Origin of the sequence: Ralstonia pickettii, from assembly GCF_000607165.1 — a bacterium.
In the GTDB taxonomy this organism is placed as follows: Bacteria; Pseudomonadota; Gammaproteobacteria; order Burkholderiales; family Burkholderiaceae; genus Ralstonia; species Ralstonia holmesii.
On the sequence record NZ_JFZG01000008.1, the window covers coordinates 43,684 to 64,509 of the forward strand.

A 20,826-nucleotide genomic window follows, 5' to 3' on the forward strand; every position below is an offset into this window, starting at 1 on the left:
CCGTCTTCGCCAAGACGCACGGTGCGCGCACGCGCAGAGTGCCGGTTCGATTGACCTTTCCGGGCAGACGCTCCATGGCTGTTGGCGACACCTCCACTGCAACGCATCTTCATTACGGTCAGCACGACATACGGCGTGACCACCTGACGGGCATCGGCTACGGCGTCGCGGCCGGGGCGCTGTGGGGCGTCATCTTCGTCGCGCCGAAGATGCTGCCGCAGTTCTCGCCGCTGGCGCTTTCAGCAGCGCGGTATGTGTTGTATGGCGTGTTGTCCCTGGCGCTCGCACTGCCGGTGTGGCGCACGCTGTGGCGCAAACCGACTCGGCGTGATTGGGTGGCGCTGCTGCTGTTATCGCTGCCGGGCAACATTCTTTACTACCTATGCGTGGCGGGTGGAGTGCAGCGCGCGGGCGTGGCACCGGTGTCGCTCATCGTCGGGTTGCTGCCGGTCACGGTCACGCTCGCGGGCGCAGCCGAACGGGGCAGCCTGCCCATGCGCCGCCTGGCCCTGCCGCTGCTGATGGCCGTGGCCGGTGTGGTGTGCATCTACCTGGATGCGCCCGACGTGCGTTCGGATGCGGGCGGCAGAACCTATTTCATCGGCCTGCTGATGGCCGCGGGCGCGCTGGGGTGCTGGACGGTGTATGCGGTGTGCAATGCGCGGTACCTGCGCGCGCGGCCGCAGTTCACCAGTCGGGAGTGGTCGCTGTTGACTGGCGTTGCGACTGGGGTGTTGTCACTGGCACTGGCCGTGCCGGCGTTTTTCATGCCCGGCATGGCGACGGCTTCTTCGCAGCCCGCATCGGCGTGGGGGATGTTCTGGCTGGTGAATATGGGGGTGGCGCTGGGGGCGTCGGTGCTGGGGAATAGCCTGTGGAATGCGGCCAGCCGCAAGTTGCCGCTGACGCTGTCGGGGCAGTTGATTGTGTTTGAGACGGTGTTTGCGTTGGTATATGGGTTTATCTATGAGGCTCGATGGCCTCATGGGCTTGAGGTGGCGGCTGCGGTTTTGTTGGTGAGTGGGGTGGGGTTGGCGGCTCGGCGGCATGGGTAGGTTTTTTGTTTGGGCTGTTTTGGACGTGGTGGTCCATCCCCTGTTTCATCCCCTGCCGGGGCTGACTCACTTTCTTTGGTCTTGCCCAAAGAAAGTAAGCAAAGAAATGCGCACCCGAGATGGCGAAAGATTCCTTCAATTTCCGTAACCGGGCGGAGGCGGGGAAAACTCGCTGCGCTCAAACAGTTCCCCGCCTTTTTTCCGCCCGCTTACGAAAATTGAAGGCGCCATCAAGGGCAGGAAAGTCAAAGGCCAAACCATCTCAGCGCCAGCCCAAACGACAAAGCCAACCTCGCGACGGGTTGGCCTTTTTCTTTTGACGTTGAGCCCTTGATGGCGCCTTGAATTTGTGTGAGCGGGCGGATCAAGGAAGGAGGCTTGTCTGAGCGCAGCAAGTTTGCCTCCTTCCCCGCACGGTCACACAAATTCAAGGGGATGTCGCCATCTCGGGCGCGCCTTTCTTTTGCTTACTTTTCTTTGGCAAGACAAAGAAAAGTAAGTCGTGCCCGGCAGGGTACGAAAAGCGGATGGACCACCAACCCCAAAACCAAAAACAAAAAACCCCACCCCATTTGACGCCCCAAATTTTTCATGGATAACTGTGTCCCCTCCCCCCAACAACACAGCGAGCCACTCCATGACCGTCCAAACCTGGCTGGCCTTCATCGGCGCCAGCATCATCATCCTGCTCATCCCGGGCCCGACCATCCTCTTGGTGATCGGTGATTCGCTGGCCAACCGTGGCCGCTCGGCGTGGAGCACGGTGGCGGGCGTGGCCGCCGGCGACACGACCGCCATGACCATTTCCCTTGCCGGTGCGGGCGCGCTGCTCGCCGCTTCGGCCACGGCCTTCACGGCGCTCAAGCTCATCGGCGGCTCGTACCTCGTCTATCTCGGCATCAAGTCCATCCTCAGCGCCCGCCGCCTGCGGGATGACGTACAGGCGGACGCGCCCGAGGCCACCATCCCCGTGCAGCAGAAGTCCGCTGGCCGCCGCTTCCTGTCGGCCTGGACGGTCACCGCGCTGAACCCCAAGAGCATTGTCTTCTTCGTCGCGTTTGTGCCGCAGTTCATGTCGGCCGAGCAGACCTTCCTCTCGCAGAGCGTGATCCTGCTGCCGACCTTCGTCGTCCTGGCCGCCGCCAATGCGTCGATGTACGCGCTGGCCGCCAAGCTGCTCGCCAAGCGCCTGACCAGCGTGGCTGCACAGCGCCGCTTCGGCTACACGGGTGGCGCGGTGATGGTGGGCGCAGGCACGCTCACGCTGGGCATGCAGTCGGCCTGATCGCGCTACAAGCCGCACCGAGGACACCCAATGCCCCGCAGTTACCTCCGCCCCGCGCCGATCACATCCGGTGGCGCCCACAGCCACCACCGCGTCACCAACATCGAGCTGTTCTTCGATCTGGTGTTCGTGTTTGCGGTGACACAGCTCTCGCACCTGCTGATCGGCAATTTCACGCTGCAGGGCGGCGCGCAGGCGCTGCTGCTGATGCTGGCGGTGTGGTGGGTGTGGATCTTCACGTCGTGGGTGACGAACTGGCTCGACCCCGAAAAACTCGCCATCCGCATGCTGATGCTCGTGCTGATGACGGGTGGGCTGCTGCTCTCGGCATCGCTGCCGCAGGCGTTCGGCTCGCGTGGGCTGGCGTTTGCGCTGGCCTATGTGTTCATGCAGTTCGGGCGCACGCTGTTCTTTCTGTGGGCCGTGCGTGGCGAGTCGCTGCCCTTGCGGCGCAACTTTCAACGCATCGGCACGTGGCTCGGGGTCTCGGCCGTGCTGTGGCTGGCCGGTGGCCTGTCGGAGGATTCCGTGCGCTGGGCATGCTGGATCATCGCGCTGGCCATCGAATGGCTTGGGCCGTCGATGGGCTTCTACACGCCGGGTCTGGGCCGCTCCACCACCAACGACTGGAACGTGGAAGGCGGCCACATGGCCGAGCGCTGCTCCCTGTTCATCATCATCGCGCTGGGCGAATCGGTGCTGGTGACGGGCTCCACGTTTGCCGCGCTCGACTGGAACGCAGAAAACATCGCGGCGATGGCGATGTCGTTCATCGGCAGCCTGGCGATGTGGTGGCTGTACTTCGACACGATTGCCGAGCGCGGCGCGCGCACCATCTCGCATTCGGCTGATCCAGGGCGGCTTGCACGCCTGGCCTACACCTACATTCACGTGGTGCTGGTGGCCGGCATCATCGTCGGGGCGGTGGCCGATGAATTCGTGCTGGCGCATCCGGTCGGCCACGCCCATGCGGGGACGGCGCTGGCGGTGCTGGGCAGCGCAGCGCTATACCTGCTGGGCAACCTGCTGTTCAAGTGGGCGATCTTCGGGCGGTTGCGCCCGGCGCATGTGGTCGGCCTGGTGGTGCTGGGCGGCGCATGGCTGCCAGCGGCCGAGCTTCCGGCACTGGCCGTGTCGGCGCTGGCGACGGGCGTGCTGTGCGGCACCGCGGCCTGGGAATGGTACGCACGCTCTTGCGAAACAGTGGAGCCCGCACAGGCGCACGGCCAGTGAGTGGTCACCTGAAAATTCCAGTTTTTGGACATTACAAAAGGCCACTCGCCCACATAATCTGTCAACCAACATGACAGAACACGAGGGCCCCGCCATGATCGACCTCTACTACTGCGCCACGCCCAACGGCCTGAAGATGGCGCTGTTCTTTGCCGAAACCGGCTTGCAGCACCGCGTCATCCCCGTCGATATCAGCCGGGGTGACCAGTTCAAGCCTGAGTTCCTGGCCATCTCGCCCAACAACAAAATTCCGGCCATGGTCGATCACGACCCGGCCGAAGGCAGCGAACCCGTGGTGCTGTTCGAATCGGGCGCCATGCTGCTTTACCTGGCCGAGAAGACCGGGCAACTGATGCCCTCCGACCTGCACGGCCGCATGGAAGTGCTCAAGTGGCTGTTCTGGCAGGTGGGCGGCCTCGGGCCGATGGCCGGGCAGATCGGCCACTTCAACGTGTATGCACCGGAGCGCGTGCCCTACGCCATCGAGCGCTACACCAAGGAAACGAACCGCCTGTACGGCGTGCTGGACCGCCGCCTGGCCGATCGCCCCTACATTGCGGGCACCGACTACACGATCGCCGACATCGCGGCCTATCCGTGGATCGTGCCCCACGCCGGGCACGGCCAGGACCTGAACGACTTTCCGAATCTGCAGCGCTGGTTCGAAGCCGTCGGCGCACGCCCGGCCACGCAGCGCGCCTATGCCGGGGTCGAGCGCGCCTACTCGCGCCGCCGCGAAGACATCTCCGACGACGAGCGCGACGTGCTGCTGGGCCAGACGGCCAGCTCCACCGCGCGCTGATCCTCGCGGAGCCTCCGCGCTCCGCCTCCGTTCCGCTTTCTTCTTCTGACAGGAGCCGACCATGCCGGCATCGCTGTGGTGGTTGTGCCTGGGCGCGTTCGCCATCGGCACTGAAGGTTTCATGATCGCCGGCCTGCTACCGGTGCTGGCCGCAGACCTGGGCGTGAGCGTGCCGGCGGCCGGGCAGCTCGTCACCGTGTTTGCGGTCACGTACGCCGTGGGCTCGCCCGTGATGGCGACGCTGCTCGGCAATGTGGACCGGCGCCGCGTGCTGATCGGCGCGCTGGCCATCTTTGCGGCCGGCAACCTGCTGGCTGCCAGCGCGCACGGCTTTGGGCAGTTGATGGCGGCGCGCGTGCTGCTGGCGTTGGCGGCCGGCGTCTTCCTGCCGACGGCCAATGCGGTGGCGACCTCGCTGGTGCCAGCTGGGCGCAGCGGCTCGGCGCTCGCCATCATCACGGGCGGCGGCACGGTGGCAGTGGCGCTCGGCGTGCCGCTGGGTGCGTGGATTGCCGCCCAGGGCGACTGGCGCTCGACGTTCATCGCCTGCGCTGTGTTGTCGGCGCTGGCCACGGCAGGCCTCGCCTTCGGCCTGCCACGCGCCCTGCCGCACAGCGTGACCACGCTGGCGCAGCGCCTGAGCGTGGCACGCCGGCCCGGCATGCTGGGCGCGCTGGCGGTGTCCGCGTTGTGGGCGGCAGGCGGCTTTACGTTCTACACCTACGTCGCACCGTTCTTTGTGCAAGGGCTGGGGTTCGCGCCCCAGCACGTGGGCATCGTCCTGTTCCTCGTAGGCAGCTTTGCGGCGCTAGGCACAGGCCTGGGCGGCCACATGACCGACCGCGCAGGCGTGGCGCGCGTGCTGGCGGTGAGCAGCGCGGGCATCGTGCTGGCGTTCTCGGTGCTCTCGCTGTCGGCGCAGGTGCTGCATGGCACGGTGGCTGGCGCCATCGCCATCGGTGCGGTCGTGCTGTGGGGCATGGCGGGCTGGGGCTTCGGCCCGGCGCAGGCGACGCGGCTGATCCGCCTCGCGCCCGATGTGTCGCCGATCACGCTGTCGCTGCATGCATCGGCGGTGTATGTGGGGATCGCGCTGGGGTCCACGGTGGGGGCGCTGGCGCTGGCCCATGGCGGGCCGGGCATGCTGGGGTGGGCCGCGGCCGCATGCCATGTGGTGGCGGTGGTGCTGTGGCGAATGGGCGGGCGGCATGAGGCAGCGCCGGCTGATGAACCTGCAGCCACGTCGGTCGCCCACTGAGAGTCGCAGCGCAGAACGCGACGCGCCGGGTTCTGAACCCGGCGCTCAGACGTCAAACCCTCGCATTCCGAGCCTGGATGTTGGCGGCCGAGCGTCAAACCCTCGTGCACCACACTTTGGGCTCGACATTTTCGACCTCAAACACTCGCGCTGCAGGCTTCGAGGTCGACGCTCAGGCCACAAAGGCTCGGCGTCCGGCCTTCGGCACCTCGCGCTCGGCCCTTTGAGCCCGACATTTTCGACCTCGAACTGTCATGTTCGGCGCGTTGTGCTCGGCGCCCGAACCTCCAAGAGTCACGCTCGACAGTCCGAGCCTGGCAATTATTGCGCCTCAAAGCTTCACGCGCCGCGCTCAGGCCGCCGCAGTAGGCGCATTCCGGTCGTCGGTCGAACGCCGCCCGCCACGCCGATCCAGGTACGGCAGCGCAAACATGTAAAGCCCCGTGAACAGCAACAGCGCCAGCGGCAGCAGCGGCGCATAGGTGATCCACGCCGGCGGCTGGGCGCCCTTGCCCACACCCATGGCGACAAAGTTGGCGACGACCGTGAGCGTGAAGGCCATCGACACCCAGCGATGGAACTGGCGGATTGCGTTGCGGGCGCTCACTTTGCACCTCCGGCGGCCTGGATCATCTTCCAGCCGTTGCCAGCGGGGTCACGAAAGCCGGCATCGACACTGCCGAAGCGCTCCATGGGCTCCTGCGTGAACTCGACGCCGCGCTCGCGCAGTTGCGCATAGGTGGCCCGGCAATCGGCAACGGTCAGCACCAGCGGCGGCATCGCGCCCTTGGCGACCATGGCGCGCAGCGTCTGCGCGGTGGCCTCGTCGTGAATGGGCGGCCCGGGCTGGAACAGACCCAGCTGGAACGATGGCTGCTCCGGATGCTGCACCGTCAGCCAACGGTACGGGCCGTTGCGCACATCGGTATGCACGCGAAACCCCAGCTTGTCGACATAGAACGCCAGCGCCGCGTCCTGGTCATCCACATACAGCCCGACGACATTGATCCCTTGGCTCATCACCGCTCCTTGTTGTTGGTGGGTGACGGATTTGTACCGTCCGCCAGCTGGCGGCGCTTCTCCGAAACTGCTGTGACAAGGTCGGGCCGCTGCGCAGCCTTCAGCACACAGGCGGGCACGCGATCCAGTTGCTGCTGCGGCGCGGTGGCCTGGGCGTGGCGGCGCAGGGCGCTCGGGCTCTGCCCTGTGATGTCGCGGAAGATGCGGCCGAAGGTGCCGAGGCTTTCCCAGCCGGTGGCGTAGGCGATCTCGATGATGGGCAGGTCGGTGTCGCGCAGCAGGGTGGTGGCCTGCTCGATGCGGCGCGTGAGCAGGTAGCGGTGCGGCGGAATGCCGAAGGCCTGCTTGAACGAGCGCGCAAAATGCGCCTCCGACACGCCGCTCACTTCGGCCAGCCGCTTGACGGGCCATGCCTCGTGCGAGGCGGCGTCCATGCGGTCTTTGGCGCGAAGCAGGCGGCGCAGCAGCGCGGGGTCTTGCTGCGCGTCGGTGTGTGCCATTGCCACCGCGGCCTGCGCGAGTGGGTTAGCCCAGCTTGAACTCGCCGATAGCGTGTGCGAGCTTGCGCACACCCTCTTCCACCTGCGCCAGCGACGAGGTGGCGTACGACAAGCGCAGCGTCGAGCGATCCGGGTCAACGGGGTAAAACGCCGCGCCCGGCACGAAGGCCACACCACGCTCGATGGCCACCTTGGCCACATCGCCGGCATTGCGGCCCGGCAAGGCGCACCACAGGAACATGCCGCCGCGCGGGCGGTTGAAGGTCAGTTCGGATTCAGGCAGCAGCGCACGCAGGCCGTTGGCCATGGCGTGGGCACGTTCGGCATAGGCGGCGCGCGTGCGCGGCAGCACGGTTTCCAGGCGGTTGCTGCGCAGGTAGGCTGCGGCCGTGGCCTGTGCAAACGTGGAGGTGTGCGCATCGGCAAACTGCTTGACCATCACCGCGTTGCCCAGCACCGGCTGCGCGGCGATCATCCAGCCCACGCGCAGGCCCGGCGCCATCACCTTCGACAGGCTGCCCAGGTAGATCACACGCCCTTGCGCGCCGTCGGTCTGCTGCGAAAGCGCGTACAGCGACGGCGGCGGAGGTGCGTCGAAATACAGATCGCCGTAAGGGTCGTCTTCCACGATCAGCAGGTTGTGGCGCACCGCTACGTCCAGCAGGCGCTTGCGGCGCTCCAGGCTCATCAGCGCGCCGCTCGGGTTGCCGAAGTTGGGAATCACGTAGAGGAATTTGGGGCGCGCCGTGGCAAGCACCTTTTCCAGTGCGTCGACATCCAGCCCGTCGCCGTCGGTCGGCACGCCGGCCACCTTGGCGCCGTACAGCTTGAACGCCTGAATGGCGGCGAGGAAGGTGGGAGCTTCGGTCAGCACCGTGTCGCCTTCGCCGATCAGCACCTTGCCCAGCAGATCCAGCCCTTGCTGCGAACCGGTGGTGACGAGGATGTCGGTGTTGGCGACGTTGGCGCCACGTGCCTTCATCAGCGTGACGATGGCCTCGCGCAGCGGCTCGAAGCCTTCGGTGGCGCCATATTGCAGCGCGCGGGCCGCGTCGGTGGTGAGCGCGCTGTCGGCCGCGGCTTTCAGGCCTTCCACGTCAAACAGGGCCGAATCGGGAAAGCCGCCGGCAAACGAGATCAGGCCCGGCTTGCCGAGCACCTTGAACAGCTCGCGGATGGCGGAGGTTTCAACGTTTTGCAGGCGGGGTGCCAGCAGCGATTGCAGGAATTCCATGGCGTGCGTGTCTCTGTAGTTCGAGTGCCCGCCACTTTACGTGATGTGCGCCCCGTGCGCATGCCTACACGGCGTCACAGCCATGACTAAAATCCATCACCGAATCGGTAAAAAAGGAGCCACGGTATGGCCGTCCGACGCATCGTCCCCAACCTGCATGCCGCCGATCCAGCAAGCGCCCGCGCCTTTTATGCCGAACTGCTCGATCTGGAAGTGGTGATGGACCACGGCTGGATCCTCACCTTTGCCGATACGGCCAGCACGATGACACCGCAGGTCAGCATCGCCAGCGAAGGCGGAAACGGTACGCCGGTGCCGGCGCTGTCGGTGGAAGTGGACGATGTGGATGCGGTGCATGCGCGCGCCGTATCGCTGGGCCTGGAAATCGTCTACCCGCTTGTTGACGAGCCCTGGGGCGTGCGCCGCTTTTACGTGCGCGATCCGTTCGGCGACGTCGTCAACATCCTGGCGCACCGCTAACACGGCGGTATCGAAGAAAAACGCCCGCATGCCGAAGGGGCGATGCGGGCGCGGCATTGCCGGCAGAGGTCTACCGGTGGTTGCCGTTGTGGGTGCGCTTGTCCTGGTGTGCGTTCGCGTTTTTGTCCTTGTCGACAACGCGCGTGATGCCGCCCGTGGCGGGCGGATCACTGGCCGGGAACGTGTCTTCCACGGCCTTTTCCACCAGCTCCTCACGCTTTTCTGCGTGCGGATGCTTCTCTTTCTTGCCTTTCTCCATGGCGCCCTCCTGTTTCAAGCGTGGCTGAAGACACGTAAGCGAATGGCGTGCCTGCGGGCGCTCAGTACCTTAGTACTCTTCCCAGTACGGACGCGAGCCGTAGTACTCATGCACGGACTCGGCCCAGGTCGGGTCGGCCATGGTGGGCCAGCTGTCCTTGTCGAAACCGGGGGCGGCCTCAAGGCGGTCCTTGTTGGCGTCGAGCACGAAGCACTTGCGGTCAACGTCCAGCGACATGGCGCTCCACGGCACTGCAAAGAGCTTGTCGCCGATGCCCAGGAAGCCGCCCACTGACATCACCGCGTAGGCGATCCGGCCGCGCTGCACGTCGAGCATGATGTCGGTGATCTTGCCGAGGTCTTCTCCGTTCAGGTTGACCACGCGATTGCCCTCCAGCGTATCCGCGGCCATCAGCTCCGGGCCGGGGCCGGCCGAATCGGTGTCGGCGCGCCCGATGATGCGCATGCGTATGCCGGCGGTGGTTCCTACACCGGTTCCAGTGCCGGTGCCCAGCGTGGTGCCGGTTGTGGTGGTTTGCATAGCAGTTACCTCCCATCAATCAGTTGACGTTCAGGATGGTGTGCGGCGGCCACGCATGAGCGCGGCGTCTGTCGCACGCAATCAACCGTGTCAGCACGAAGCTTGCCTGCGGCGCATCGCCGTGAAAGACACGCGCACGGCATGGCGCTTGCTCGACGGTACGGCGTATCAAAACAGAAACCCCTACCGGAGAGCCCCATGAACAAAGCTGAAATCCCTGTGGCGCAACGCGCCGTGCTGTCGATGCTGCTGGACGATCACCGCGAGGTGAAAAAACTCTTCAAGACGTTCCAGCAAGAAAAGGACAAGGCTGCCGGCGAGCAAATCGTGCGCGAAGCGTGTGAAAAGTTGACCGTGCACACGCAGCTCGAGGAAGAAGTGTTCTACCCGTTCGTACGGGACAACGGAGGCGAAGCGTTCAAGGACCTCGTCGACGAAGCCGTGGTCGAGCATGCCACCGCCAAGGATCTGATCCAGCAGTTGAACGGCATGCACGCGGGCGACGATCTGTTCGCGGCCAAGTTCACGGTGTTGGCCGAGTACGTCTCGCACCACGTGGAGGAAGAAGAGACCGAACTCTTTCCCAAGCTGGTCCGTCAGCACGTCGACCTGACGCCGCTGCAGGAGCCCATGACCGCGCGCAAGGAAGCGTTGCTGGCCGAAACAGCAAGCTGACCGATACGACCACCCGATACTGGACAGAGACCATGCAAGCCACCGTCTGCGACTTCCTCGTCGCCCGCCTGTACGACTGGGGCGTGCGGCGCATCTTTGGCTACCCTGGGGACGGCATCAACGGCATGTTCGGTGCCCTGCAGCGCGCGGGCGGCAAGATCGAGTTCGTGCAGGTGCGGCATGAAGAGATGGCCGCCTTCATGGCCTCTGCACACGCCAAGTTCACGGGTGAGCTGGGCGTGTGCATGGCGACCTCCGGGCCTGGCGCCGCGCACCTCATCACGGGGCTGTATGACGCACGGCTCGACCACATGCCGGTGCTGGCGATTACCGGGCAGCAGGCGCGCACGGCCGTCGGCGGGCACTACCAGCAAGAGGTGGATCTGGTGGCGATGTTCCGCGACGTGGCTGGCGCGTTTGTGCACCAGGCCAGCATGCCGGCGCAGGTGCGGCATCTGTTGGACCGCGCGGTGCGCATCGCCATCGGGCAGCGCCGCGTGACGGCACTCGTACTGCCGAACGACCTGCAGGAAATGCCCTACACCGAGCCGGCGCGCGCGCACGGCACGGTGCACTCGGGCGTCGGCTACAGCGCGCCCAGCGTAGTGCCGCAAACCGCTGATCTGGAGCGCGCGGCGGACATCCTCAACAGCGGCCGCAGGGTAGCAATGCTCGTGGGCGCCGGCGCACTCGGGGCCAGCGCGGAAGTGGCAGCGGTGGCAGAAACGCTGGGCGCAGGCGTGGCCAAGGCGCTGCTCGGCAAGGCCGTGTTGCCCGACGAGCTGCCCTATGTGACCGGCGCCATCGGCCTGCTGGGCACCGAGCCGAGCTGGGAGCTGATGAACCACTGCGACACGCTGCTGATGGTCGGCTCCGGTTTTCCTTATGCGGAGTTCCTGCCCAAGGAAGGCCAGGCGCGTGGCGTCCAGATCGACCTGGACCCCGGCATGCTCGGGCTGCGGTATCCGATGGAGGTCAATCTGGTTGGCGACAGCGCACAAACGTTGCGAGCACTGCTGCCGCTACTCCAGCGCAAGACCGATCGCTACTGGCCCGACCGCATTGCGCGCTGGAATGAAGGCTGGTGGAAAACGTTGGAAAGCCGCGCGCTGCAACCGGCCTACCCCGTCAACCCGCAGCGCGTGTTCTGGGAACTGTCACCCAAGCTGCCGGACAACGTGATCGTCACCAGCGACTCCGGCACGTGCGCCAACTGGTATGCGCGCGATCTGAAGTTCAAGCCCGGCATGATGGGCTCGCTGTCGGGCGGGCTGGCATCGATGGGAGCAGCGGTTCCGTATGCAATTGCCGCCAAGTTTGCGCACCCGGAGAGACCCGTCATTGCATTCGTGGGCGACGGCGCCATGCAGATGAACAACATGGCCGAACTCATCACCGTGTCGAAATACTGGAAGCGCTGGAAGTCTGCCAAGTGGATCTGCATGGTGCTCAACAACCAGGACTTGAACGAAGTCACCTGGGAGCAGCGCGTGATGGAAGGGGACCCGAAATTTCCCGCCTCACAGGACATCCCAGACGTGCCGTATCACCGCTTTGCAGAGTTGATCGGCCTGAAGGGCATCTACGTCGACAACCCCGACCAACTGGCCGGCGCGTGGCACGAAGCACTCAACGCAGACCGGCCCGTGGTGCTGGAAGTGAAGACCGACCCCGATGTGCCGCCGCTGCCGCCGCACGTCACGCTGCAGCAGGCACGCAACTTTGCGACGGCACTGGCGTATGGCGACCCGGATGCGAGCGGCGTGCTGCGCGGAACGGCGCGACAGGTGTTGTCGGCGTTGTTTCCGGTGCATAGGGAGAAAGAGTGAGCCGGGAGGTCCCGGGCTCATGCCACCTTGATGTGGACGATGCCTATGTGGCTATCAGAAGAGGCGAAGAAGAAGCGTCACGACGATTCGCTGATCTTCTTGGGTTGCATGTCTCAATCGATGGTGCTTGCTGCGAGCACACACAGCGCGCGGCATCGCGGGTTGTAAGCGGTCAGGCACCCAAGGTCCAGCCCCACGCTGAAATTGCCCTGCCCGACTTTGCCTTGCCGTGTCGCCCCGTTGCCTTTTGCCGTGGCATCAAACCTTGGCACTGCAACTGGCCTGGGTCGCGTCGTGATGGTGCTCACGCAGCGCGCCCGGTATGCCGGTGCCCGCCAGACCATCGGCCGCCAGCCATGCCGCAGTGGCGGCAGCGGCGCGGTCGATGAGTTCTCCGCAGCGGGCGTAGTCGTAGGGCGACACGTCGAGGGGGCACAGCGGCGGCACCACGGCAATGGGCACCTGCCCGGCCCAGCGCTCCAGGTCTTGCACAAGCTGACGCGCCACCAGAAGTGACAAGGCGTTCAGAGCGTGCTCGATGGCGCTGCGCGGGGCGCGGCGGTCGGCACACGCAAACCCTGCTGGCAATACGACGACACGTGTGGCGCCCAGCCGGATGGCGGCGGAGATTGGCGTGTTGTTGGCGACGCCCCCGTCGATCAACAGGCGATCACCAATGCGCACCGGCGGAAACACACCCGGAATGGCGGCGCTGGCAAGCACCGCTGGCACGATGGCGCCGGAAGACAGCACCACCTCGGCGCCAGTTTGCATGTCGGTGGCCACAACATGCAGGGGGAGCGTGGCCGCCTCCAGCAGGGTCTGCCCGAAATGCCGCGTCAGCAGGCGCTGCAGGCCAGATGCATCGACTAGGTGCTCCCGTTGCCCACCCAGGCCCCCCAGCATGCTGAACATCGCACGCCAGGACCACGGCATCACATCGGCGCGCCGCACACCGCGCCATAGCGCCTCAAGCTGGGCCGTGCCCGCCGCGTGCGGGTTGCACGCAAAAAAGGCTGCGTTGATGGCGCCCGCCGAGGCGCCCACCACCATGTCCGGGACCACGCCCGAGGCCACCAGCTCGCGCAGCATGCCGGCCTCGATGGCGCCGAGGCTGCCGCCGCCGGCAAAGACAAACGCCGTTCGTTCCACTCTGTCCATGATCAATGCTGCGTTGCAGCAAAGAAGTCCAATCGAGTCAATCAGGGGACGACTGGAACTAGAGTAGGTCTGCGCTGCCGTTGCGGCTAGTCAGGCTTTATCGGCGGCGATCAGCGAGCTTGCCGTGCAACGTCTGCCATCGGCTTCCAGTGCAGAAAACCGAACAGCAACGTCAGCAACACGCTGTCGAGCAACGGGCCCTTGTGCAGCGACACCTTCCGGAAGCAGAACACCACCTCCAGCGCATGCGCCGCCAGCAACGCCAAGGCCGCGACGCGCAACCAGCCGATGGTATCGGCGGACAGCGGCAACGGCGTGGCATAGCTGGCCAACGCAACGCCATACACGGCGAGCAGGACGAGCTTGCAGAGGACGTTGAACATGCGGGTCTCCAAAGAGTCGGTGATTGAGTTGCCGTGCAGCATACCGGCCACCCCAATCACGCCAGCCGCTTCAAACACCTGGATAGACGCCGCCCTCCACCTGGCCGTGCCGCCAGCGGGGCAGTTGTCAGGCCGCCGCCGGGCCGAACCACCGCTGCAACGCCTCCTGCAGCCCCCGCGCCGTTCCGTCATCGACTCACGCCACATGGCCGTCAGGCCGGATCAGCACCGCGTGGTAGCTGTCGAGCAGGCTTTCGGACGCCGTCCGCTTGATGACCTCGGCCAGCTTCCAGCCCAGATTCACGGCATCCTGCATGCCCATGGGCGGATGCACGTGCGCGACAAACGCCTGCCAGCAGCACGCGTTTGTCGCGGTAGGCCACGACCTGGTGGGGCATATCGGAGAATCGTGAGATCCAGTTCGGGTGATGCGCGCCAAAGTCGGTGCCATAGACGGCGATCAGCGCTTCGCTCAGGTCCGCCAGCGTGGGCGCATTGTCGGTGCCGAGTTGTCGCTCCGTCAGCACCACGCGCGCGCAGCAGGCAACCTCGACAGCAGGGCACTCCTATCGATTGAGATGGTGAATCGCGAAGGAAGGCTTTCCAAGCTGTCGTAAGAGCCGTAGCTGCACGCGTCTAACACGCCAATGCAAGAGCATGGTGCTTGATGCTAGCTGCGCTCGTAGATTGGTACTTCCGTCGCGTAGAGGAAGAAGGACTGGGCCGGACGGTAGAACGTGGTGGTGGCGTTAGCGTTGATCGCGAGCAGCGCGCGTTCATAGGCGCGGAATGCGCCAACGGACGACACATCATCGAACCAGAGACTGGCAACACCTTCGTAGACGGGCACATCCGTGGCACTGAAGTAGGCCAGCATGGCATTGAATTCCGGAACCTGCCTGTTATGTACGCAGCGTCGCAATGCGGCTGCGGCAAGCGGCTCGGCGGCCAAGGCCAGCTCGTGCGCCCGGGACCATCGATCAAAGAACTCGGGTAGTGACAATCCTTCTGCAGCCCGCAGGTAGTGCAGAACCTTGGCCCCACATGCGCGTTTCGGAGTCACAACCGGCTGCTCCGCTTCCACCGCCACCAAACTGAGCGAAACGCTGGCGTCTGCGAAGTTGGCGGCATCAGGCCCAACCTTTGTACGCACGTGTTCATGTGCAAAGGTGGCGGACATGTCCTGCGCATTGTCCCAGTACAGTTCCGTCACCGAATCCCGTGCAACCGTCATCGAATGTTCGGGTTCGGCGGTCGATCCGAACGCCGCATCGAAGACGTGGTTCTGCACGTAGCGCCGCAGGGTGACGGGGTTCTCGTTCGAGATCGCGCCATGCACGTGCTGTACATAGGCCACGTATTCGGCATGCGTCATACCAGGGCGGCGGCAGACCGCAGCGATCATCTTGATCATCGTTGTCCTTTGTGAGTTGAGGTTGGGCTATCCATCGGACTCAAGCGGCGTCGAGGCCGTCCCAGCAGAGATATTTGACCTCCAGGAACTCGTCGATACCGAGGTGCGAACCTTCGCGCCCCAGGCCGCTTTGCTTCACACCACCGAATGGCGCGACTTCGTTGGAGATCAGGCCGGTGTTGATGCCGACCATGCCCGACTCGATGCGGGCAGCATTGCGCCAGATGCGGGCGGCATCGCGGCTGTACAAATACGCGGCAAGTCCGTATTCGGTGTCGTTGGCCATGGCGATGGCGTCATCGTCGGTATCGAAACGGAATAGAGGCGCCACGGGGCCGAAGGTCTCCTCGCGGGCAATCAGCATATCGTGCGTAACGTCGGCTAGTACGGTCGGCTCGAAAAAGTTGCCACCGAGCGCATGCCGGTTGCCACCGTGTAGAAGCCGCGCGCCTTTGTCCAGGGCATCGACCACGTGCTCTTCAACTTTTCGCACAGCCGCCGCGTCGATCAGCGGGCCAAGCTGCACGTCTGGTTCCAGACCGTTACCCGTACGCAGGCGGGCTACGCGTTCGGCCACACGTTCGGCAAGCGCATCGTAAATGCTGGACTGCACCAGCACGCGATTTGCGCTGATACACGCCTGCCCCGTGTTGCGGAACTTGGCTGCCACTACGCCATCGGCTGCGGCATCAAGATCGGCGTCGTCAAAGATAATGAATGGTGCGTTGCCGCCGAGTTCCATCGAGCATTTCTTCACTGTCTGTGCGGCTTGGGCCAGCAAGACACGACCGACTTCGGTCGAGCCCGTGAAGGTGAGCTTGCGGACCAGCGGGTTGGCCGTCAACTCACCGCCGATCGCTCGCGTGTCATTGCCCGTCACTACGCTGAAGGCACCGGCCGGAACACCCGCACGCTGTGCCAGTTCGGCAAGTGCCAACGCGGTCATCGGTGTCTGGCTGGCGGGCTTGAGCACCATCGTGCAGCCGGCGGCGAGCGCCGGCCCCGCTTTGCGCGTGATCATTGCGGCGGGAAAATTCCACGGCGTGATGGCTGCGCATACCCCGATCGGTTCGCGCAGCGCGACAATGCGCTGCGCTTCCTTGGCGCCTGGAATCACATCACCGCGCACGCGCGTTGCCTCTTCGGCAAACCAGCGCAGGAACGATGCGGCGTAGTCGATTTCGCCACGGGCTTCGGCCAGCGGCTTGCCCTCTTCCAGCGTGATGAGCGTTGCGAGATCTTCACGATGCGCCAACGTCAATTCGTACCACCGGCGCAGAACTTCACCACGATGCCTGGCGGTGGTGCGGCGCCAGGTGGTAAAGGCGCTATGCGCCGCATCGATGGCGCGGCGTACGTCCTCTTCGCGGCAGCGCGGCAGCTCTACGAGCAACGATTGATCGGCCGGGTTGTGCAGCGCGTAACGACCGTGCGGTGTGCTTTCCACCCATTCGCCGGCAATGAAAGCGGCTTCGCGCCACAGCGTGGGATCTTTCAGAAGGTGCTTCACGGTTGTGCTCCTTCAGCAGGGGAAGCGGCCGGCCATGAAGGCTTCATCCGGGTCCGACGTGACGGGCAAGCCCGACGCCACCAGACCTTGGCGCAGCATCTTCATCAGGCGATCCGGCACGCGCATGGCTGGCGCGCGCAGGGGGCCACCGTTAAAGCCGGCGAGCCAGTCCTGGTACTTCCACATGGTGCGATTGAGCACGCCGGTGCCGCCCGCGTAGGTTTGCGCGGCCGCGCCGTTGGCGCTGCGTGCTGGATTGACCTTCCAGTACATCGCCATGGCCTCTTCCCACCGGCCGGTGCGTGCCAGTTCAAACGCCTTCGGGTAGTAGTCGCCCATCCATGCAGTGTTGCTGGTGCCGGAGAACTGCAACTCCATCAGGCTCATCAGCGGAATCGCGTCGCCTTCGATCGGGCAACTGATGACGACCTCGTTGCGGAAGTGGTGGTACATCTCGCAGATACCAGCCGGCAGCGGAAATCCTTGCTCGGATTTGATCGCGACGATGTTGGGGCAATCGTCGAGCAGCCGGCGCACCAGGCTGACCGGCATGCCCGCCGGATGTACACGCTCGAAGCCCCACAGCGGGATCGGGAACAGCATCACCGCAAGGTCGGTCGCGTCACAGAAGGTCTTCGTGTAGTTGTAGATTTCTTCCTCGCTCGTCGGCCAGAACTGGGGCGGGTACGACAGCAGGACGATGTCGGCGCCAGCTTTCTCGGCCAGCTTTACGGCTTCAATGTTTTCGGCCAGCGTGCCGAACGCCGCATGGAAGAAAAGGCCAAGCCGGTTGCCTGCAGTCTCGCGTGCCCAGGCCGTGAACTGGGCGTTTTCTTCGGGCGTGATGGCAACTTCGCTGCACAGCAACGTGTAGCTGTATCCAAGCTTGGTTGCCAATTCAATGTCGTGGCGGATGCCGTGTTCGTTCAGGCGCTTCAAGTCGGCGCTGTAGCTGGGTATCGTGACGGCCGAGCAGCCGATCAGGTGTTCGCGCGCCCAGGCGCGGGCGTCGGATTTCTTGTAGGTGGCCATAGTTGGCGTCTCCTTGGGAATGTGGGGGTGATTTATTTGGCGATCGGAACAATGCTGGCCGGCAGGGGCACGCCGCGCCCTTGCTCCTTGGCGTGTGCAAAGAGCATCTCGGCAATGACGACGTCCTGAAGCGCGGACCCGACAGACTTGTAGAGCACGATGTCGCTGTCAGCCTGGCGGGGCTTGATCTCTCCCGCAGCGAGCGCCGACAGCGGCACCAGCTTGCTGGCGATGGGCACGCCTGCACGCGAGGCGGCGATGGCATCGCCAGTATCGTGGGCGACTTCCTGTGGCATGTCGGCCACGATGCAGGCGGCGCGCGCCATCGTTTCCTCGTCGACTTCGCGCTGTTCCGGCAGCGTGGAACCCAGCGAGACCACCGTGGCGCCCGGCGACAGCCATGCGCCGTGCAGGACGGGTGACTCGTCCCGGCTGCGCGCGGCACAGATGACGATATCCGCGCCATCCACAGCCGCTTCAGGCGACTCCGATGCGGCGATGTCCAGTGCGGTGCGAAACGATTCGGCAAAGCGCTCGCGGCTCGCAGGCGTGGGGCTGTATACGCGCACGGATTGCAGTGTGCGCACCGCACGCAGGCAATCGAGCGCATTGCGTGCTTCAAAGCCAGCGCCGATGATCGCCACGTGCAACGGCCGATTGGGTGCCAGCAGGTCCACCGCCAACGCCGCGGTCGCTGCCGTACGCAAGCCGGTGACCCTGTTGCCATCGACCAAAGCACTCAGGGCCATGGTCTGCTGATCAAACAACGAGATCAGGTAACTTGCCCGGCGCGCACGCGGGGATGCCGCGATCAGCTTGCAGCCCATGTGGCCGCCGGCCGGCGACACGGCGGTCAGGCTGCGCAGCCAGATGCCGTCACCGCGTGCCATCGAGCGCGGCGGCACCATGGCGTCGGACGTGGGTTTGGCGTAGGCCCGGGCGAGGGCAGCGACGGCCGAAGGCCAGTCGGCAAGCGATGCGACATCGGCATCGCTCAGGAACAACGTGGGGGCGAGCAGTTCGCTCGGTTGCAGGTCGGACATGGCGCTGGGCGTGGAAGTCAACGGCCAGCCGACTATAGGAGGCCGCACCTGCGCGAGGTACTGCCTGGCAGCGAAAGCAGCTATGCACCAGATCGATAGCTGCGAAAGATGCCGCTCAGGTGATGTGAGACTCCGCCACGCGATGGATCAGGCGGCGCACTTCCAGCGTGGCCCGCGTGTGGGGTCGGAGCGGGGATTCCGCCAAGACCACGAAGCGCTCAAGCAGAGGCTGGACGATCTGCGACGACGCCAGCCGCGCGTCCAGCATGCCGGGCTGCACCGATGCAATAGCGTAGCCGCCGCCGGCTGCGGCAATCTCGTATTGCAGGCGGACGGAATCGGCCTCTACCGCCACTTGCAGTGGCAAGGAGTGGTCTGCGGCCAGACGATCCAGCCGTGCACGCAACAGATGAGGGCGACTGGGTACGACAAGAGGAACACCGGCCAGCGCGGTCAGCGCGACATCGCTCTTGCTGACCAGGGCGTCCCCACGTCGACCAACCAGATGCAGAGGTACGCGCGCAAGCACGTGTGCGTCACCAATGCTCGCCTCGTCTTCCCGCAGAACAATGCCCATGTCGAGCCGGCCGTCCCGCAATTGCTCCTCAAGCTGCGCGCTGGCACCTTCCACCAGGTGTAGCCGCACGCCGGGCAGTTGCTCGCGCACGGCGGCGAACAGCGGCGCTGCAAATTGCCCGACCGCTGAAGGCAGCAAGCCGACCAGCACCTCCCCAACGGGTTGGCCACGCGCATTGCGAATGTCATCGGCAAGAGCGTCGGCCTCATCCACAAGACGGGCGACACGCGGCAGTGTCTGTTCACCAAACTCTGTGAGCACCACACCGCGACCGGTTCTGCGAAACAGGCGCTGCCCACACTGCTGCTCAAGCTGGGCAATGTTGCGGCTGACCATGGACTGCGGCATGTCGAGCATCGCGGCGGCTTTGCTCAGGCTCCCTGATGCGGCAACGCGCACAAACAGCAGCCAGCGTGGGTCGATGATCGGTAGCGTGCTGAGCATGTCCGGCATGGCCACCTTGCCGGGCTTTGGCGAAGGTGTGGGCTTCATTTCTGCGGTGTGGATTGTGATGCCGACAGCGATGCACCAGGCGCGGCAGCGTCCATGGCCGCTGCCGCTTCCTTGATGAGCGCACGCAGCCAGCGCAGGCCAAGATCGGCGCTGCGGTGCTTGTGCCACTGCATGGATTGCTCCATGAGAGGAATGGGCACCGGCACCGGGCGAATCGTGATGGGTAGGCTGCGGACGGCCTGCGCGGCGAGCCGCTTGTGCATGGTGGCAATCCGGTCGGTGCCGATCAACAGGTGCGCCGGTGCCACAAAGCTGAATGTGGTGGTCTCTATCCGCCGGACGATGCCCAGCTTGTGCATGAACCATTGCTCCAGCGCGGAGTGTTCGTCCCCCGGCTGCACGACGATGTGGCCGGCGCCCATGTAGCGCTCGGCGGTCAGTTCACCCCTAGCCAGCGGGCTTTGGTCCCACAGCACGCAACAAAAGGTTTCCTCAAACACGACCTCGGCTGGATGCTCGGCCGGGCAGTAGTCCTTGGGGATGATAAGCAGATCGACTTCACCGCGCTCCAGTGCACGCTCGGGGTAGGCGACCTGCGGGCGCAGTTCAAAGCGGACGCCCGGTGCCTGGTGGTATGCGAGCCGCAGCAGATGCGGCATCAGGGTCATCGTCGTGTAGTCCGAGACCAGGAGGCGGAAGATCCGATCCGATTGGCGTGGCAGGAAAGCCGGTTGTGCGGCGACGGTGGCATCGATCCGAACAAGGATGTCGCGCACGGGGTCTTTCAGGCCTTCTGCCCGTGCCGTCAGTTCCATCTTGCGGCCGACTTGGACCAGCAGCTCGTCGTCAAAGTACTCGCGCAACCGCGCCAGCGCATTGCTCATCGCGGCCTGGCTCAGATAGACCTTCTCTGCGGCGCGGCTGATGTTCTGTTCGGTCAGGAGCGCGTCGAGAGCGACGAGCAGATTTAGGTTGAGCTTGTTAAAGCGCATGGGCGCCGTCTCCGTTGAAGGTCTTCTCCCGAAGCGACTGGGGGAGCCCCCGCAGCGTGGTCTTGTGGTCTCGCGCTAGGGTTTCCCCTGA

23 protein-coding genes are annotated in these 20,826 nt (G+C 64.9%); 8 read left to right on the forward strand and 15 right to left on the reverse strand.

Annotated elements, in window-relative coordinates; translation table 11 throughout:
* Positions 1 to 74: 74 nt before the first annotated feature.
* The 5 genes from BG83_RS0111665 (at position 75) to BG83_RS0111685 (ending at position 5,633) form a co-directional block, all read left to right on the forward strand.
* Positions 75 to 1,055 carry a DMT family transporter gene (locus BG83_RS0111665; protein WP_024976887.1) on the forward strand — a complete coding sequence of 327 codons (981 nt, stop codon included), beginning with the start codon at positions 75 to 77 and terminating at the stop codon, positions 1,053 to 1,055.
* A 637-nt stretch (positions 1,056 to 1,692) separates the two neighbouring features.
* A complete protein-coding gene (locus BG83_RS0111670) occupies positions 1,693 to 2,340 on the forward strand; it encodes a LysE family translocator (RefSeq protein ID WP_024976888.1) in 648 nt (215 codons plus the stop codon).
* Between the two features lie 30 nt (positions 2,341 to 2,370).
* Positions 2,371 to 3,573 (forward strand): low temperature requirement protein A, encoded by a 1,203-nt coding sequence (locus BG83_RS0111675; RefSeq protein ID WP_024976889.1) that lies wholly within the window; start codon positions 2,371 to 2,373, stop codon positions 3,571 to 3,573.
* Positions 3,574 to 3,667: 94 nt separating this feature from the next.
* Positions 3,668 to 4,375 carry a glutathione binding-like protein gene (locus BG83_RS0111680; protein ID WP_024976890.1) on the forward strand — a complete coding sequence of 236 codons (708 nt, stop codon included), beginning with the start codon at positions 3,668 to 3,670 and terminating at the stop codon, positions 4,373 to 4,375.
* A 61-nt stretch (positions 4,376 to 4,436) separates the two neighbouring features.
* Positions 4,437 to 5,633: an MFS transporter gene (locus BG83_RS0111685; RefSeq protein ID WP_024976891.1), complete on the forward strand. Its 1,197-nt coding sequence runs from the start codon at positions 4,437 to 4,439 to the stop codon at positions 5,631 to 5,633.
* A 352-nt stretch (positions 5,634 to 5,985) separates the two neighbouring features.
* On the opposite strand, the gene BG83_RS0111690 is transcribed toward BG83_RS0111685, so the two are convergent.
* Genes BG83_RS0111690 through BG83_RS0111705 form a run of 4 tightly spaced genes read right to left on the reverse strand, consistent with a single transcriptional unit; the run spans position 5,986 to position 8,387 of the window.
* Positions 5,986 to 6,240, reverse strand: a complete 255-nt coding sequence (locus tag BG83_RS0111690) for a hypothetical protein (RefSeq protein WP_024976892.1) — start codon at positions 6,238 to 6,240, stop codon at positions 5,986 to 5,988.
* A complete protein-coding gene (locus BG83_RS0111695) occupies positions 6,237 to 6,653 on the reverse strand; it encodes a VOC family protein (RefSeq protein WP_024976893.1) in 417 nt (138 codons plus the stop codon). Before BG83_RS0111695 ends, BG83_RS0111690 begins: the two co-directional genes overlap by 4 nt.
* A complete protein-coding gene (locus BG83_RS0111700) occupies positions 6,653 to 7,153 on the reverse strand; it encodes a helix-turn-helix domain-containing protein (RefSeq protein ID WP_235193188.1) in 501 nt (166 codons plus the stop codon). Before BG83_RS0111700 ends, BG83_RS0111695 begins: the two co-directional genes overlap by 1 nt.
* A gap of 25 nt (positions 7,154 to 7,178) precedes the next feature.
* A complete protein-coding gene (locus BG83_RS0111705) occupies positions 7,179 to 8,387 on the reverse strand; it encodes a PLP-dependent aminotransferase family protein (protein ID WP_024976895.1) in 1,209 nt (402 codons plus the stop codon).
* Between the two features lie 126 nt (positions 8,388 to 8,513).
* Here BG83_RS0111705 and BG83_RS0111710 point away from each other — a divergent pair, with 126 nt between their 5' ends.
* Complete coding sequence (locus BG83_RS0111710; RefSeq protein WP_024976896.1) at positions 8,514 to 8,867, forward strand: glyoxalase superfamily protein; 354 nt, start codon at positions 8,514 to 8,516, stop codon at positions 8,865 to 8,867.
* A gap of 70 nt (positions 8,868 to 8,937) precedes the next feature.
* Here BG83_RS0111710 and BG83_RS0111715 read toward each other — a convergent pair whose 3' ends face one another.
* On the reverse strand, positions 8,938 to 9,126 hold the full coding sequence (locus tag BG83_RS0111715; RefSeq protein WP_024976897.1) for a hypothetical protein: 189 nt from the start codon (positions 9,124 to 9,126) through the stop codon (positions 8,938 to 8,940).
* Between the two features lie 69 nt (positions 9,127 to 9,195).
* Positions 9,196 to 9,666: a PRC-barrel domain-containing protein gene (locus tag BG83_RS0111720; RefSeq protein WP_024976898.1), complete on the reverse strand. Its 471-nt coding sequence runs from the start codon at positions 9,664 to 9,666 to the stop codon at positions 9,196 to 9,198.
* A gap of 198 nt (positions 9,667 to 9,864) precedes the next feature.
* Between BG83_RS0111720 and BG83_RS0111725 the strand changes: the two genes are divergently transcribed.
* Together BG83_RS0111725 and BG83_RS0111730 are read left to right on the forward strand one after the other, a co-directional pair.
* The gene (locus BG83_RS0111725) at positions 9,865 to 10,341 is read left to right on the forward strand and encodes a hemerythrin domain-containing protein (RefSeq protein ID WP_024976899.1); all 477 of its coding nucleotides are present in this window, start codon (positions 9,865 to 9,867) and stop codon (positions 10,339 to 10,341) included.
* A gap of 32 nt (positions 10,342 to 10,373) precedes the next feature.
* A complete protein-coding gene (locus BG83_RS0111730; RefSeq protein WP_024976900.1) occupies positions 10,374 to 12,170 on the forward strand; it encodes a thiamine pyrophosphate-requiring protein in 1,797 nt (598 codons plus the stop codon).
* A gap of 258 nt (positions 12,171 to 12,428) precedes the next feature.
* Here BG83_RS0111730 and BG83_RS27755 read toward each other — a convergent pair whose 3' ends face one another.
* From BG83_RS27755 to BG83_RS0111780, 9 genes are all read right to left on the reverse strand, one after another.
* Complete coding sequence (locus BG83_RS27755; protein ID WP_037031825.1) at positions 12,429 to 13,331, reverse strand: patatin-like phospholipase family protein; 903 nt, start codon at positions 13,329 to 13,331, stop codon at positions 12,429 to 12,431.
* Positions 13,332 to 13,441: 110 nt separating this feature from the next.
* Positions 13,442 to 13,714: a DUF1145 domain-containing protein gene (locus BG83_RS0111740; RefSeq protein ID WP_024976901.1), complete on the reverse strand. Its 273-nt coding sequence runs from the start codon at positions 13,712 to 13,714 to the stop codon at positions 13,442 to 13,444.
* A 196-nt stretch (positions 13,715 to 13,910) separates the two neighbouring features.
* The gene (locus BG83_RS29665) at positions 13,911 to 14,048 is read right to left on the reverse strand and encodes an FAD-dependent monooxygenase (RefSeq protein WP_235193189.1); all 138 of its coding nucleotides are present in this window, start codon (positions 14,046 to 14,048) and stop codon (positions 13,911 to 13,913) included.
* A 336-nt stretch (positions 14,049 to 14,384) separates the two neighbouring features.
* Positions 14,385 to 15,128, reverse strand: a complete 744-nt coding sequence (locus tag BG83_RS0111755) for an EthD domain-containing protein (RefSeq protein WP_024976903.1) — start codon at positions 15,126 to 15,128, stop codon at positions 14,385 to 14,387.
* A 40-nt stretch (positions 15,129 to 15,168) separates the two neighbouring features.
* Entirely contained in the window at positions 15,169 to 16,638 is a 1,470-nt protein-coding gene (locus BG83_RS0111760) for an NAD-dependent succinate-semialdehyde dehydrogenase (RefSeq protein WP_024976904.1), read from the reverse strand.
* 12 nt (positions 16,639 to 16,650) lie between these two features.
* Positions 16,651 to 17,670 (reverse strand): dihydrodipicolinate synthase family protein, encoded by a 1,020-nt coding sequence (locus BG83_RS0111765; RefSeq protein ID WP_024976905.1) that lies wholly within the window; start codon positions 17,668 to 17,670, stop codon positions 16,651 to 16,653.
* A gap of 32 nt (positions 17,671 to 17,702) precedes the next feature.
* Complete coding sequence (locus tag BG83_RS0111770) at positions 17,703 to 18,713, reverse strand: ornithine cyclodeaminase family protein (RefSeq protein ID WP_024976906.1); 1,011 nt, start codon at positions 18,711 to 18,713, stop codon at positions 17,703 to 17,705.
* Between the two features lie 115 nt (positions 18,714 to 18,828).
* Positions 18,829 to 19,782 carry a LysR family transcriptional regulator gene (locus BG83_RS0111775; protein WP_235193190.1) on the reverse strand — a complete coding sequence of 318 codons (954 nt, stop codon included), beginning with the start codon at positions 19,780 to 19,782 and terminating at the stop codon, positions 18,829 to 18,831.
* Complete coding sequence (locus BG83_RS0111780) at positions 19,779 to 20,735, reverse strand: LysR family transcriptional regulator (RefSeq protein ID WP_024976908.1); 957 nt, start codon at positions 20,733 to 20,735, stop codon at positions 19,779 to 19,781. Before BG83_RS0111780 ends, BG83_RS0111775 begins: the two co-directional genes overlap by 4 nt.
* Between the last annotated feature and the right edge of the window lie 91 nt (positions 20,736 to 20,826).